Origin of the sequence: Flaviramulus sp. BrNp1-15, assembly GCF_022259695.1 — a bacterium.
GTDB lineage: Bacteria > Bacteroidota > Bacteroidia > Flavobacteriales > Flavobacteriaceae > BrNp1-15.
Map to the genome: position 1 here is coordinate 2,750,001 of NZ_CP092099.1, position 14,993 is coordinate 2,764,993.

Annotated in this window: 13 protein-coding genes, 2 tRNA genes and 2 rRNA genes (1 of these 17 only partly in view); 6 read left to right on the forward strand and 11 right to left on the reverse strand. The window is 33.5% G+C overall.

Features of this window, described 5'->3' with window-relative positions:
• The 4 genes from MBM09_RS12145 to MBM09_RS12160 all read right to left on the reverse strand — a co-directional run.
• A 23S ribosomal RNA gene (locus MBM09_RS12145) occupies positions 1 to 142 on the reverse strand; it reaches 2,679 nt to the left of the window's first position.
• 245 nt (positions 143 to 387) lie between these two features.
• Positions 388 to 461: transfer RNA gene (locus tag MBM09_RS12150), tRNA-Ala, on the reverse strand.
• Positions 462 to 605: 144 nt separating this feature from the next.
• A tRNA-Ile gene (locus MBM09_RS12155) sits at positions 606 to 679 on the reverse strand.
• A gap of 145 nt (positions 680 to 824) precedes the next feature.
• A 16S ribosomal RNA gene (locus MBM09_RS12160) occupies positions 825 to 2,347 on the reverse strand.
• The 16S and 23S rRNA genes sit together here with 2 tRNA genes alongside, the layout of an rRNA operon.
• Before the next feature lie 919 nt (positions 2,348 to 3,266).
• Here MBM09_RS12160 and thrS point away from each other — a divergent pair.
• From thrS to MBM09_RS12185, 5 genes are all read left to right on the forward strand, one after another.
• On the forward strand, positions 3,267 to 5,201 hold the full coding sequence (gene thrS / locus MBM09_RS12165) for a threonine--tRNA ligase (protein ID WP_238673998.1): 1,935 nt from the start codon (positions 3,267 to 3,269) through the stop codon (positions 5,199 to 5,201).
• Between the two features lie 90 nt (positions 5,202 to 5,291).
• Positions 5,292 to 5,780, forward strand: a complete 489-nt coding sequence (gene infC, locus MBM09_RS12170; RefSeq protein WP_238676338.1) for a translation initiation factor IF-3 — start codon at positions 5,292 to 5,294, stop codon at positions 5,778 to 5,780.
• 60 nt (positions 5,781 to 5,840) lie between these two features.
• On the forward strand, positions 5,841 to 6,038 hold the full coding sequence (rpmI, locus tag MBM09_RS12175) for a 50S ribosomal protein L35 (protein WP_019388182.1): 198 nt from the start codon (positions 5,841 to 5,843) through the stop codon (positions 6,036 to 6,038).
• Between the two features lie 99 nt (positions 6,039 to 6,137).
• Positions 6,138 to 6,482: a 50S ribosomal protein L20 gene (gene rplT / locus MBM09_RS12180; RefSeq protein ID WP_136479789.1), complete on the forward strand. Its 345-nt coding sequence runs from the start codon at positions 6,138 to 6,140 to the stop codon at positions 6,480 to 6,482.
• Positions 6,483 to 6,621: 139 nt separating this feature from the next.
• Positions 6,622 to 7,431, forward strand: a complete 810-nt coding sequence (locus tag MBM09_RS12185) for an HAD family hydrolase (protein ID WP_238673999.1) — start codon at positions 6,622 to 6,624, stop codon at positions 7,429 to 7,431.
• Here MBM09_RS12185 and MBM09_RS12190 read toward each other — a convergent pair.
• Positions 7,428 to 7,850 carry a secondary thiamine-phosphate synthase enzyme YjbQ gene (locus MBM09_RS12190; protein ID WP_238674000.1) on the reverse strand — a complete coding sequence of 141 codons (423 nt, stop codon included), beginning with the start codon at positions 7,848 to 7,850 and terminating at the stop codon, positions 7,428 to 7,430. The genes MBM09_RS12185 and MBM09_RS12190 overlap by 4 nt on opposite strands.
• Before the next feature lie 84 nt (positions 7,851 to 7,934).
• Between MBM09_RS12190 and MBM09_RS12195 the strand changes: the two genes are divergently transcribed.
• Positions 7,935 to 8,366 (forward strand): hypothetical protein, encoded by a 432-nt coding sequence (locus tag MBM09_RS12195; protein WP_238674001.1) that lies wholly within the window; start codon positions 7,935 to 7,937, stop codon positions 8,364 to 8,366.
• Positions 8,367 to 8,503: 137 nt separating this feature from the next.
• Here the strand turns inward: MBM09_RS12195 and MBM09_RS12200 are convergent, their stop codons facing one another.
• From MBM09_RS12200 to MBM09_RS12225, 6 genes are all read right to left on the reverse strand, one after another.
• Positions 8,504 to 9,688, reverse strand: coding sequence for an asparagine synthetase B (locus tag MBM09_RS12200; RefSeq protein ID WP_238676339.1), 1,185 nt, complete (start codon positions 9,686 to 9,688; stop codon positions 8,504 to 8,506).
• A gap of 198 nt (positions 9,689 to 9,886) precedes the next feature.
• The gene (locus tag MBM09_RS12205) at positions 9,887 to 10,261 is read right to left on the reverse strand and encodes a hypothetical protein (RefSeq protein WP_238674002.1); all 375 of its coding nucleotides are present in this window, start codon (positions 10,259 to 10,261) and stop codon (positions 9,887 to 9,889) included.
• An 11-nt stretch (positions 10,262 to 10,272) separates the two neighbouring features.
• Positions 10,273 to 11,814, reverse strand: a complete 1,542-nt coding sequence (dnaB, locus tag MBM09_RS12210) for a replicative DNA helicase (protein ID WP_238674003.1) — start codon at positions 11,812 to 11,814, stop codon at positions 10,273 to 10,275.
• A gap of 167 nt (positions 11,815 to 11,981) precedes the next feature.
• On the reverse strand, positions 11,982 to 12,935 hold the full coding sequence (locus MBM09_RS12215) for an acetyl-CoA carboxylase carboxyltransferase subunit alpha (protein WP_238674004.1): 954 nt from the start codon (positions 12,933 to 12,935) through the stop codon (positions 11,982 to 11,984).
• Positions 12,936 to 13,003: 68 nt separating this feature from the next.
• A complete protein-coding gene (locus MBM09_RS12220) occupies positions 13,004 to 13,927 on the reverse strand; it encodes a DMT family transporter (RefSeq protein ID WP_238674005.1) in 924 nt (307 codons plus the stop codon).
• On the reverse strand, positions 13,914 to 14,990 hold the full coding sequence (locus MBM09_RS12225; RefSeq protein ID WP_238674006.1) for an LptF/LptG family permease: 1,077 nt from the start codon (positions 14,988 to 14,990) through the stop codon (positions 13,914 to 13,916). Before MBM09_RS12225 ends, MBM09_RS12220 begins: the two co-directional genes overlap by 14 nt.
• Between the last annotated feature and the right edge of the window lie 3 nt (positions 14,991 to 14,993).

The window sequence follows — 14,993 nt, forward strand, 5'->3', positions numbered from 1 at the left end:
CTTCAATATAGTGGGTTGCCCCATTCGGATATCTGCGGATCAAATCGTGTGTGCCGATCCCCGCAGCTTTTCGCAGCTTATCACGTCCTTCTTCGCCTCTGAGAGCCTAGGCATTCCCCATACGCCCTTATTTAGCTTATTGTACTTTTTGCTTTTTTAATGAGTTTATTATAACACCTATAAATAGGCACTATAATATGATTAATTATACATCGCTCGTTGTGAGTATAATTAATCCTAAATTATTATTAATAGATTAGATTAATCTAATCGTATTTTCATGTATCTTTTTTCAATATGTCAATGAACTTTTTTCAGTTGGCAGTCGCAGTATTAAGTTAACAGTCAAAACTGTAAACTGTGAAACCGTGACTCTTTACTGAATCGTGGAGAATATCGGAGTCGAACCGATGACCTCCTGCGTGCAAGGCAGGCGCTCTAGCCAGCTGAGCTAATCCCCCGTTTTTTTAGTGAACAGTCTTCAGTTAACAGTTAACAGTAACTAAATTCTGCAACGTTAACTCGGGTTGCTCTACTTCTAAAATTTCCTTTTCAATTTGTAATGAACGTCTAAGTGATTTAATCATTAAATCAAGCTTAGCTTGTAGTCTCAGGCAGACTCGAACTGCCGACCTCTACATTATCAGTGTAGCGCTCTAACCAGCTGAGCTATGAGACTGTTTATAGTCGTCAGTTTTCAGTTTTCAGCAATATTAATCACTGAGCACCGTTTTCTGGTGACTTTATTTTTAAATTAACAGCTAATAGAGAATAAACTATTTCTTGTAATAGTTTTATGATACTTTTTAGTCGTCTTTCTCTAGAAAGGAGGTGTTCCAGCCGCACCTTCCGGTACGGCTACCTTGTTACGACTTAGCCCTAGTTACCGATTTTACCCTAGGCCGCTCCTTACGGTGACGGACTTCAGGCACTCCCAGCTTCCATGGCTTGACGGGCGGTGTGTACAAGGCCCGGGAACGTATTCACCGCATCATGGCTGATATGCGATTACTAGCGATTCCAGCTTCACGGAGTCGAGTTGCAGACTCCGATCCGAACTGTGATAGGGTTTATAGATTCGCTCCTGGTCACCCAGTGGCTGCTCTCTGTCCCTACCATTGTAGCACGTGTGTAGCCCAGGACGTAAGGGCCGTGATGATTTGACGTCATCCCCACCTTCCTCACAGTTTGCACTGGCAGTCTTGTTAGAGTTCCCATCTTTACATGCTGGCAACTAACAACAGGGGTTGCGCTCGTTATAGGACTTAACCTGACACCTCACGGCACGAGCTGACGACAACCATGCAGCACCTTGTAAAGTGTCCGAAGAAAAATCTATCTCTAGACCTGTCACTCTACATTTAAGCCCTGGTAAGGTTCCTCGCGTATCATCGAATTAAACCACATGCTCCACCGCTTGTGCGGGCCCCCGTCAATTCCTTTGAGTTTCATTCTTGCGAACGTACTCCCCAGGTGGGATACTTATCACTTTCGCTTAGCCACTCAACCGAAGTCGAACAGCTAGTATCCATCGTTTACGGCGTAGACTACCGGGGTATCTAATCCCGTTCGCTACCTACGCTTTCGTCCATCAGTGTCAATATATTATTAGTAATCTGCCTTCGCAATTGGTATTCTATGTAATATCTATGCATTTCACCGCTACACTACATATTCTAACTACTTCATAATAATTCAAGATAACCAGTATCAAAGGCAATTCTACAGTTGAGCTGCAGACTTTCACCTCTGACTTAATTATCCACCTACGGACCCTTTAAACCCAATGATTCCGGATAACGCTTGGATCCTCCGTATTACCGCGGCTGCTGGCACGGAGTTAGCCGATCCTTATTCTTACAGTACCGTCAAGCTCCCTGCGCGAGGGAGTGTTTCTTCCTGTATAAAAGCAGTTTACAACCCATAGGGCAGTCTTCCTGCACGCGGCATGGCTGGATCAGAGTTGCCTCCATTGTCCAATATTCCTCACTGCTGCCTCCCGTAGGAGTCTGGTCCGTGTCTCAGTACCAGTGTGGGGGATCCCCCTCTCAGGGCCCCTACCTATCGTTGCCATGGTGTGCCGTTACCACACCATCTAGCTAATAGGACGCATACTCATCTTCTGCCGTTACCTTTAATATCATCCTCATGAGAGAGCGATATACTATGAGGTATTAATCCAAATTTCTCTGGGCTATCCCTCAGCAAAAGGTAGATTGTATACGCGTTACGCACCCGTGCGCCGGTCGTCAGCAAAGAAGCAAGCTTCTCTCTGTTACCCCTCGACTTGCATGTGTTAGGCCTGCCGCTAGCGTTCATCCTGAGCCAGGATCAAACTCTTCATCGTTAATTTGTATGTGTTACTAATATCTATAAGACATGGCAACAACTTTAACAACTAATCAGAATCTCTAGTACTCAAAATGGTCTATTCTCTTTGTTGAAATTAATCGTTTCCAATTAATTTCTTACGCTGTCAATTCAATATGTTTATGAACTTGTTTCTTCTTTTCTTATCTCGTTTCCTCGTTAAGCGGGTGCAAATATAAAACCCTTTTTTCTTACCCACAATACTTTTTTAATCTTTTTTTGAAAAAAATTTTAAACCCTTATTTTTTAGACCTTTGCCATTGCAAAAAATCTTACCTTTAAAAGTTTAACTGATGATAACACCTAATCTTTTCCCTTTCTATTAAATAAGTTTTATGAACGTCGCCTAACAAACTACTACCCGTTTTAGCGGCTGCAAACATACAACCCTTTTTCCTTTCTGCACAAACTTTTTTAATCTTTTTTTTGCCTTTTTTTTTCACCCCCTTTAACACTCTTATTACCTGTTATTTATAACACAAATTTTTTTTGAATCTTTTGCTTTATTAATAAACCTCTTTATATTCCTTTTGCTTTTAGCTCTAATAAAACTCCGTGCTGATTGATTCAATACTCTATCTTTAATATATATGGTACAACTTTTTATTCCTATGCTTCGCGTTAGGGATAGCAATGACATCCTTTTTTCGAAGCTTTTAATATCAGAATTTGTATTTTAAAAACAATAGTAATTAAACAACGAGATCCCGAAACAAGTTCGGGACTGCTTCGCAGAAAGATATAATGAATAGCACGACCCAGAAGGGAAACGCACAACTTCTCGATACTATTCCGATTAAAAAATCGGAATTACTCGAAGTGATATTATATTCAATATTATATTGTGTGGGTTTGTTTATACTATTATCTTTGCAGCCTGAATTTAAATTATTTTAATGATACATATAACATTACCTGATGGCAGTGTGAAAACGTTTGATGAAGGCGTTACACCTATGGATGTTGCTAAGAGCATAAGTGAAGGATTTGCACGAAATGTAATTTCGGCAAATTTTAATGGTACAACTATTGAAACTGTTACTCCTTTAACCACAGATGGCTCGTTAGTTTTATATACATGGAGAGATGATGCTGGTAAAACTGCTTTTTGGCATAGTAGTGCTCACGTATTAGCTCAAGCTATTGAGGAGCTATATCCTGGTGCTAAACTTACTATTGGTCCGGCTATTGAAAACGGATTTTATTATGATGTAGATTTTGGTGAACATTCTGTATCTGAAAAAGATTTTAAAGCCATTGAAAACAAAATGCTTGAGATTGCTCGTGGAAAACATGATTTTAAAATGCGTTCTGCCAGTAAAGCTGAAGCTTTAGAATTATATAAAAATAACAAGTTTAAAACTGAGTTAATTGAAAACCTAGAAGATGGCACTATTACATTTTGTGACCATTCTTCTTTTACAGATTTATGTCGTGGCGGTCACATACCAAATACTGGAATAATTAAAGCTGTAAAAGTTTTAAGTGTTGCTGGTGCGTATTGGAGAGGTGATGAAAACAAACCACAGCTTACTCGTGTTTATGGAATATCGTTTCCTAAACAAAAAGAGTTGACTGAATATTTAGAATTACTTGAAGAGGCTAAAAAACGTGACCATAGAAAACTTGGTAAAGAACTAGAACTTTTTACTTTTTCTCAAAAAGTTGGTCAAGGTTTACCTTTATGGTTACCTAAAGGTGCTGCTTTAAGAGAGCGTTTAGAAAATTTCTTGAAAGCTGCACAAAAGAAAGCTGGCTACGAAATGGTTGTAACACCTCATATTGGACAAAAAGAATTGTACGTTACTTCTGGACACTATGCTAAATATGGTGAAGATAGTTTTCAACCTATTCACACTCCTAAGGAAGATGAGGAATTTTTATTAAAACCTATGAACTGTCCTCACCATTGTGAGATTTATAAAAGCAGTCAATGGAGTTATAAAGATTTACCTAAGCGTTTTGCTGAATTTGGTACTGTATATAGATATGAACAAAGTGGCGAACTTCATGGTTTAACTCGCGTTAGAGGTTTTACACAAGATGATGCGCATTTATTTTGTACTCCAGATCAGCTTGATAAAGAGTTTAAAGATGTTATTGATTTAGTTCTTTATGTATTTGGTTCTTTAGGTTTTGAAAACTTTACTGCACAGGTTTCTGTAAGGGATCCTGAAAATCCCGACAAGTATATTGGAGATGTTGCAAATTGGGAAAAAGCAGAACAAGCTATTATTAATGCAGCAAATGATAAAGGTTTAGATTATGTAATTGAAACCGGAGAAGCTGCTTTTTACGGTCCTAAGCTAGACTTTATGGTTAAAGACGCATTAGGTAGACGTTGGCAGCTTGGAACAATACAAGTTGATTACAATTTACCTGAACGTTTTGAATTAACTTATAAAGGTAGTGATAATGAATTGCACAGACCTATTATGATACACCGTGCTCCTTTTGGAAGTATGGAACGTTTTGTAGCATTATTATTAGAACACACAGGAGGTAATTTTCCGTTATGGCTTATGCCAACACAAGCTATTATTTTGTCAATTAGTGAGAAATATGAAAAATACTCTGAAAAAGTTTTAAATTTGCTAGAAAATGACGAAATTCGCGCCCTCGTAGACCATAGAAATGAGACTATAGGGAAGAAAATTAGAGAAGCCGAAATGCAGAAACACCCCTATATGATTATCATTGGGGAGCAAGAAGAACAAGAAGGTAAAATTACTGTGCGTCAACACGGTGGAGCAGATTTAGGCATGATTTCTGTAGAAGCTTTCTCTGAAATAATAAAAGAAGAAATTAAAAAAACGTTAAAATCGTTTTAACAAAATATAAGTTTAATTTAAAACCATAACGCCATAGCAATTAGAAGAAGACAACAACCTAGAAGGGTTTCACAAGAGGATAAACACAAAATAAACTCTAAAATTACTGCACAAAAACTGCGTCTTGTTGGAGACAACGTAGAAATTGGTATTTATACCAAAGGAGATGCTTTAAGAATAGCAGATGAACAAGGTTTAGATCTTGTAGAGATTTCACCAAATGCAGATCCTCCTGTTTGCAAGGTTATGGACTATAAAAAGTTTCTTTATGAGCAAAAGAAACGTGATAAAGCTTTAAAAGCGAAAGCAACTAAAGTAACAATCAAAGAAATTCGTTTTGGTCCTCAAACAGATGATCATGATTATGAATTTAAAAAGAAACATGCTGTAAAGTTTTTAAAAGAAGGCGCAAAGCTTAAGGCTTTTGTTTTCTTTAAAGGACGATCAATTATATTCAAAGAGCAAGGTCAAATCTTATTATTAAGATTAGCACAAGATCTTGAAGAATATGGAAAAGTAGAGCAAATGCCTCGATTAGAGGGAAAACGTATGACTATGTTTATTGCTCCCAAAAAATAAAATTTCTGAGAATTTCAGAATTAAAGATAATTAAGCGAAATAATTAAAAACTAGGAGAAAATGCCTAAAATGAAAACAAAATCTAGTGCCAAAAAACGTTTTAAGTTAACAGGTACTGGTAAAATTAAAAGAAAGCACGCTTTTAAAAGTCACATCTTAACAAAGAAGTCTAAAAAGCGTAAGCTAGCGTTAACTCATGATACATTAGTACATAAGGCTGACGAAGATAATATTAAAACAATGTTACGTTTAAAGTAACCCTGTTTTAATCGGTTAAAACAAATTATAAACCCTGGAGTTAGGCAAATATAAAAGTGTTAAATAATTAACCGCCTACTACAAAAAACAATTAAAATTATGCCAAGATCAGTAAATTCTGTAGCAAAAAGAGCCAGAAGAAAAAAGGTTCTAAAACAAGCAAAAGGTTACTTTGGACGTCGTAAAAACGTTTGGACAGTAGCAAAAAATGCGGTTGACAAAGCGATGCAATATTCGTACAGAGACCGTAGAAACAAAAAAAGAACATTCCGTGCTTTATGGATTACGCGTATTAACGCTGGAGCCAGAGAACATGGTTTATCTTATTCTCAATTTATGGGGAAATTAAAAGCTAATGATATTGAATTAAACCGTAAGGTTTTAGCAGATTTAGCTATGAATAACCCTGAGGCTTTTAAAGCTGTTATTGATAAAGTAAAATAAGGCTTTTTGCCTATTGTAAAACATATTATTCGCTTAATGAAAAGTCCGACTCTTTTGAGTTGGACTTTTTTATTTACTTAATATTATAGAAACATTTATTAACTTAAGTAATATTAAATTAGCAAATTAAAATAAGCATATGGATTTATCCCAAATCAAATTAGTGGTCACAGATATGGATGGCACATTACTTAACTCTAACCATGAAGTTAGCACTTTATTTTTTGATTTATTTAAAGAATTAAAAAAGCACAACATTAAATTTGTTGCAGCAAGTGGAAGACCATACTACAGCATTATAGACAAATTAAATTCTATAAAAGATGATATTATTGTTGTTGCTGAAAACGGAGGCATAGTAATGAAACAAAATGAACTTCTATTATCAACACCTATAAGAAAAGATGGTTTATTTGAAGTCGAATCTTTAATTGATACTAATAACGATATTCATCCTATTTTTTGCACAAAATCTAAAGCTTATTTTAATCATAGTTCTAGTGTTAATGGCTATATAAAATCATTAACAGAATATTACCCAAACTATTCTATTATTAAAAGCATAAAAGAAATTAACGAAGACATTTTAAAAATTGCATTATACCATTCTGTAGATTCTGAAAAATATATCTATCCTCATTTTAAACATTTAGAACCCAATTATAAAGTTAAAATATCTGGTAAACATTGGGTAGACCTATCTGATGATTTAGCAAATAAAGGTCATGCTTTAAGTTTGCTACAAAAAACTTTAAATATATCTCATGATGAAACTCTGGTTTTTGGAGATTATAATAATGATATTGAAATGTTAAAACTCGCAACTCATAGTTATGCCATGGAAAACGCACATAACAATGTTAAAGAAGTTGCCAACTACACAACCAAAAGTAATGATAACTTTGGAGTTGAAATTATATTAGAAAAACTTTTAAAAGCCAAAAATTAATTACCAAAAGCAGTAATAACTATACTTCTTGAACCACCATAATCTCTGTGTTCACATAAATAAACACCTTGCCAAATACCTAAGTTTGGGTTTCCATTGGTAATTGGCATTTGTACAGAAGCCCCAAGTAAAGATGCTTTAATATGCGCTGGCATATCATCAGAACCTTCATAGGTATGTTGGTAATACGGCGCATTTTCTGGCACCATTTTATCAAAATGACTTTCAAAATCTGTTCTTATAGTATAATCGGCATTTTCATTAATAGTTAAACTAGCCGAAGTATGCTTGATAAATACTTGTAACTGACCAATATTAATTTGTTTAATTTCTGGAATAGCCTCTAAAATAGACTCTGTAATTAAATGAAAGCCTCTTTTGTAGGGTTTCAATTTTATTTCTTTTTGAAAAAAATTCATGCTTAAATTTATAAAATTCTAGAATTTATACGCAACCATTTTAATTTATTTTCATCTAAAAGATATGAACTAATTTTTAGAAATATGAAAAACTATTTAATACTAGTACTTACTTGTTTTATTGCTTTTACTAATTGTTCTGATAATGATGCACCTGCTCCTGTTAAAATAGTAGAGATTTACTGGAGTTTAACAAACGTTAGTGGTGGAATTACTGGAACCGATGAAGACTTTCCTTTAAATACGATTAAATGGAGATTCGACGAAGTAAATAATATTTTAAATGTTGAAAATGATAATACAGATGACACAAAACCTGATGGGTTAGATTCTGGTGATTATGATTATTCTGTTTTAACCGAAAACAACCAAACTTTTCTTGTTATAGATTCTAATGAAATAGGGCGTTTTACGGTAACGCAAACACAACTTATTATTGATGAAAATGATACATCTGTTGGAACTGGTGCAGATGGCTATGTTTACACATTTTCTAAAGTTACAATTGTAGAATAGCCCTTAAAATACATCTATCTTTTCTGGTAATTTATAGAGTTTCAAAATGTTTTGTTATTACAATTTGTTTTTTTTTAATAATTGATTTTTTTGACGCCATACTGATACATTTACCGTAAGTAAAACAAGAAAACAAATTAAGTTTTTTGCTTCTTTTTCTTAGCTGCAGGAAATAACACATTATTTAAAATCAACCTATAACCGGGAGATGTTGGGTGTAAATCGAGTTCTGTTTTGGGGTCTCCTACTCTATGTTGGTAATCTTCTGGATCATGACCACCATAAAATGTAAAAAAACCTTTTCCTTTTATGCCGTGAATATATTTTGCCTCTCCGTTAGATTTTGTTTCTCCCATAACCAAAACATTAGATTTGATTTCGTCTCTAGTAAATGAGGTAGTTTGTCCCATAAAACCTTTTACTAAAGCTGTATGATTTTGACATAACATAGTTGGAATAGGATCCCATTTTGCAGAAAATTCCATTAGTGAAAAATAATCTGAAGTTTTGGGAATTGAACGTTTTCTTGTCATATCTATTGATGAGAATTCATAAACTAAAGGACTGCGTTCTAAAGTGTAATCTGTAAATGCAAAAGTTTTGTTATAATCAATTTTATTTTGATAACCTGCATCACTACCATCACCATCAAACATAGGTTCACAAATATCAATACCTTCCGCAGACAAAGCAATATCAAAGCTATCTGTAGCACTACACATGGCAAACATAAAGCCGCCACCAATTACATAATCACGAATTTTTAAAGCTACCGCTAATTTTTCTTCTGAAACCTTATTGTAGCCCAGTTTTTGAGCTAAAGCTTCAGCATCTTTCTTTTCTTGAATATACCATGAAGCCGCTCTGTATTGTGCATAAAATTTCCCAAACTGTCCCGTAAAATCCTCATGATGTAAGTGTAACCAATCAAAAAGTAATAGACCGTCATTTAGTACTTCTTCGTCATAAACGGTTTCATAAGGTATTTCGGCATATTGCAAAACCATGGTTACAGCATCGTCCCAAGGTTGTTTTCCGTATGGTGTGTAAACAGCAATTTTAGGAGCTTTTTCTAAAACTACAGCTTCCATATTCTGACTTGGGCTAGCAATTTCCTCTAAAATACTTTCAGCTTTAGCATTTGATATCACCTCAAATGAAACCCCACGAATTTGACATTCGCGTTGAATATCATTTGAATCTGGTAATAAAAATGAACCACCTCTGTAATTTAAAAGCCATTTTACTTTTAATTCTTTATTAAGTGTCCAATAGGTTATTCCGTAGGCTTTTAAATGGTTTTTTTGACTTTCAGCATCCATGGGAATTAAAATATAGGATGCAAAAGTTTTTAGACTTAATAAAATAAATACTAATGTGACAAATATCTTTTTCAATAGAGGCAAAACTTTATGAGATTTCTGAATCATTTCTTTTTAGAAATGACAAAAAACTCTTTATTAAGCGAAAGATACTTAAAAAATAATCTTGCTTGAAATGGTTTAAGGAAATATTAAGTATTAAAATTTTCCGAAAAAAGATGTAATATCAAAATAGTATATTAATTCTTTTTTATCAGAGGTTAATTGAATATGAATTATATCGTAACTTTTTTTACCTTGGTGTTGTAAAGATTGCTGAACTAATCTCCAATCCAATCCTCTTCTTCCATGTAATTTCCCAATGTAATTATATTCTGCTGGTATACCTTCCATACTGTTTTTAGCTTTGATTATCACAGCATCTTCAATAGATAGTCCAGAACCTCCAGTAAATGAAACTCCTTGTGTTTCTTTTTTAGATGTTTCAATAGGTTTAACTACAGACTTTGTATTACCACAAGAAAGGATCAAAAATAAAACAGAAATCAAAATACTATTTTTCAAAGTCTTCATAAGAATAATTTTTAGAAAGGTACATCATTATCATCATCGTCATTAAACGAACTTCCAAAAGCTTCATCTGGACTTGCTTTAAAATTGTCTGCTTTAAAAGTATCATCGTTTGCAGCAGCATTCATTTTAGAATGGAACTCGAAAGGTGAATCAAAATCATCTAAATTATCGAACTTACCTAAATGCCCAATAAATTTTAAACGTATATTCTCTAAACCACCATTACGGTGTTTTGCCACGATAAATTCAGCTTGACCTTCTGTTGGAGATCGTTCTTCATCATCCCATTCATCAATCTTATAATATTCAGGCCTGTAAATAAAGCTTACAATATCGGCATCTTGTTCAATTGCTCCAGATTCACGTAAATCTGATAGTAAAGGACGCTTACTACCGCCACGTGTTTCAACAGCACGAGATAACTGAGATAAAGCAATTACTGGCACATTTAACTCCTTAGCTAATGCTTTTAAGTTTCTGGAAATCATAGAAATTTCCTGCTCACGGTTACCACTATGACTACTTCCACCTGTCATTAATTGCAAGTAATCAATCATAATTAACTTTATACCGTGTTGTGATGATAAACGACGTGCTTTAGCACGCAAATCGAAAATAGATAATGACGGCGTATCATCAATAAACAAAGGTGCCTTTTCTAAACCTTTTACTTTTACATTAAGTTGTTCCCACTCGTGTTTTTCTAATTTACCTGTTCTTAATTTTTCTGAAGACAACCCAGTTTCACTAGAAATTAAACGAGTAATTAGTTGTACAGATGCCATCTCTAAAGAGAAAAAAGCTACCGGAATATTCTGGTCTACAGCAATATTTCTAGCCATAGATAAGGTTAGAGCCGTTTTACCCATACCAGGACGCGCTGCTACAATAATTAAATCGGATGGTTGCCAACCTGAAGTTAATTTGTCAAGTTTGTTAAATCCTGTTGGAATACCACTTAAACCTTCTTTATTTGAAATTTCTTCAATTTTCTTTTTAGCCTGAATTACTAAATCTTGTGCTGTTTCGCTAGATTTTTTAATGTTGCCTTGGGTAACTTCGTATAGTTTAGATTCTGCTTTATCTAATAAATCGAAAACATCTTTAGTTTCATCATAAGAATCTTCAATGATTTCACTTGAGATTTTAATTAAACTACGTTGAATAAATTTCTGTAAAATAATACGTGCATGAAACTCAATATGTGCTGAAGAAGATACTTTTTGAGTAAGAGAAATCAGATAAAAATCGCCACCACAAAGTTCTAATTTTGAATTCTTCTTTAACTGCGTTGAAACGGTTAATAAGTCAACTGGCTCACTATTTTCAAACAACTGAAAAATGGCTTCAAAAATATGCTGATGTGCTTCTTTATAAAATGCATCAGCACTTAAAATATCGATAACCTCATCAACCCCTTTTTTATCAATCATCATCGCACCTAACACAACCTCTTCTAAATCAAGTGCTTGAGGTGGAATTTTTCCTTTTTCAAGACTAATTAAGGTGCTTTTATCTACTTTAAATCCTTGTAATTGGTTAGGTTGTTTCATAACTACGAAAGTAACTAAAAAGATAGAATTTAGGGTTTAAATTCTATTACCATTGTTCACAAATGGTTAACAATTTAACTGTTAATAACTTAAAAATATTGTCAATAAGCATAAAAAAAACTGAAGCGAGGCACTTCAGATTTTTTTAATGTATGGTTTTAAAAGCATTAGCTTTTGAAGACTCCCATATTCGCATACTTATCCATGCGTTGGGAAACTAAATCTTTTGGTGATAAGTTTTTAAGAGCCTCATATGATTTTACTATAACATCGCTAACAGAAGCAAATGTTTTTTCGCGATCTCTATGCGCACCTCCAAGAGGTTCTTTTATAATTTCATCTACCAATTTAAGCTTTTTCATATCTGAAGCTGTTAATTTTAAAGCTTCAGCCGCTTGTTCCTTATACTCCCAACTACGCCATAAAATAGATGAGCACGATTCTGGTGAAATAACAGAATACCAAGTGTTTTCTAACATTAATACTCTATCTCCTACTCCAATTCCTAATGCGCCACCAGATGCTCCTTCACCAATTACAATAGTGATTATAGGAACTTTTAAACGGGTCATTTCTAAAATATTTCTTGCGATAGCTTCTCCTTGTCCACGTTCTTCTGCTTCTAATCCTGGGTATGCTCCTGGTGTATCTAAAAGTGTTACAACTGGTATTCCAAACTTTTCGGCAGATTTCATTAAACGTAATGCTTTGCGATAACCTTCAGGGTTTGCCATTCCAAAGTTTCTGTACTGACGTGTTTTAGTATTGTAACCCTTTTGCTGACCAATAAACATAAAACTTTGGTCGCCTATTTTTCCTAAACCTCCAATCATAGCTTTATCATCTTTAAAACTTCTGTCTCCATGCAGTTCTAAAAATGAGTCTCCACAAATTGCTTTTATATAATCTAATGTATAAGGTCTATTTGGATGACGAGATAATTGTACACGTTGCCAAGGTGTTAGATTTTTATAAATATCTTTTTGCGCAGTTTTTAATTTTTTTTCTATCTGAGAACAGGTTTCAGTTACATCAACTTCACTTTCTTCTCCAATTACTCTACATTTTTGTAACTGTTCTTCCAGTTCTTTTATAGGGAGTTCAAATTCTAAATATTCCATAAGAATTTTATTAGTTTTCTTTAATCTGGTTAGTGTACAAATATAAAAACTTTAATTTTCATAAAGCATTAAGAATGGGTTCTTTTTAATTTTCTGTTATATTTTAAAATGGCATTTATAATTACCACACTAATTATAATTGTAGCTCCATAATAAAACGACACACTCATTTTTTCTTTCTCTGGAAACAAAATAATGGCTAAAATAATACCATAAACTGGTTCTAAATTATAGGTTAGAACTACTGAAAAAGGACTAATAGTTTTCATAACATATACTGATGCAATAAAGGCATAGGCGGTACATATTGATGCTAGTATGAATAAATAACCAAAATCTGATTGACTAATATTAAAAAAGTCTGCTGAAAACCCTTCGCCAAAACACAAAATATATAAGGAGATAAATAATACGCCACTTAAAAATTCGTAAAATGATATGGCTGTGGCTGAATGTTGTTTTAAAAAGCTACCATTTAACACAGCAAATAATGAGGAGAAAAAAGCTGATGAAATACCCAAAAGAATTCCCGTTAGATATTTTATTTCGCTTTGTGTAATTATAAATACCCCAATAATGACAATAATTCCAAACAAAATTTCATACCATATAATTTTACGTTTATAAATTATAGGTTCTATAAATGAAGCAAAAAAAGCACCTGTAGAAAACATGGCAAGCGCAATAGAAATGTTTGCTTCATCTATGGCTCCAAAGAAAGTAATCCAATGTAAAGCGATTATAATTCCTGCTATAGAAAACCTTAATATAGCTTTGGGTTTTACCACTAATTTAATCTTGGCTACTTTTATGTATAACAACATTAAAATGGAAGCTATAACCATTCTGTACCAAACTAAAGACACTGCTTTTATGGTAATTAACTCACCTAAAATAGCAGTAAAACCAGCAATAAAAACTAAAAAATGAAGATGTAAATAATTTTTAAGATGGGATTTATTACTAAATAATCTATCGTTAACGTTTGGCATTGTAGAGCATGTATATTGCTAAAATACCAAAAATGATATTGGGAAACCAAACAGCTATTATAGGATTAAAGTCGGATTGTTCTGCCATAACCCCAAATATCTTATCGAAAAACACAAAAACCATAGCGATACAAATACCTATTGCAAGATTAACTCCCATACCACCACGACGTTTTATAGAAGATACTGCTACAGCTATTATAGTTAATATAAATACAGAAACAGGTAAACTCCATTTTCTATACAACACCAATTTGAAACGTCCAACATTTGAAGATCCACGCGCTTCTTCTTTTGCTATAAAGCGTTTTAGATCTCCATACATTTTTGTTTCTGCTGCATAAATAACAGGTATTAAATCATCAACATCAAAATCAAAAAGCGTGTCTTTATTTCTTAGTATTTCTAATTCATCTTCATTAACACCTATATCTCTTTTTAAATAATTTGTTAACCTGTAAAGGGTATCTTTTTCAATATAGCGTATACTGCTTGCAGTAATTTTATACTTAAGTTCGTTTTCTTCAAAATGTTCTAGAGTAAAGTTTCTACCATTACTATTTTTAACATCAAAGTTACTTACATAAATAATTTCATTATCGTTTATTTGCCTAAAAACATTAGTGTTTTCTACCGCACTTCTTCCCTTTTTTAAATATTTATAGCTGAAATTATTAAAGCCTTCACTGGCTTTTGGTGCTAAAAACAATCCTAAAATAATAGCTAAAACACCTACTAAAAAGGCACCAATCATGTAAGGTCTTAAAAAACGAGAAAAGGATACTCCAGAACTTAAAAAGGCGATAACCTCTGTATTATTTGCCAGTTTTGATGTAAACCAAATAACGGATAAGAATAAAAATAATGGAAATAATAAATGTGCAAAATATATGGTGAAATCTAATAAGTACAATAAAACCTCATTCAGCGGAACTTCATTTTCAAGAATTTTACCAATTTTTTCAGCAAGATGAACTGTAATTCCAATAGGAATAAACAACAGCAACATCATAAAAAATGTAAACAGATATCGTTTTAATATGTACCAATCTAATATCTTCATCTA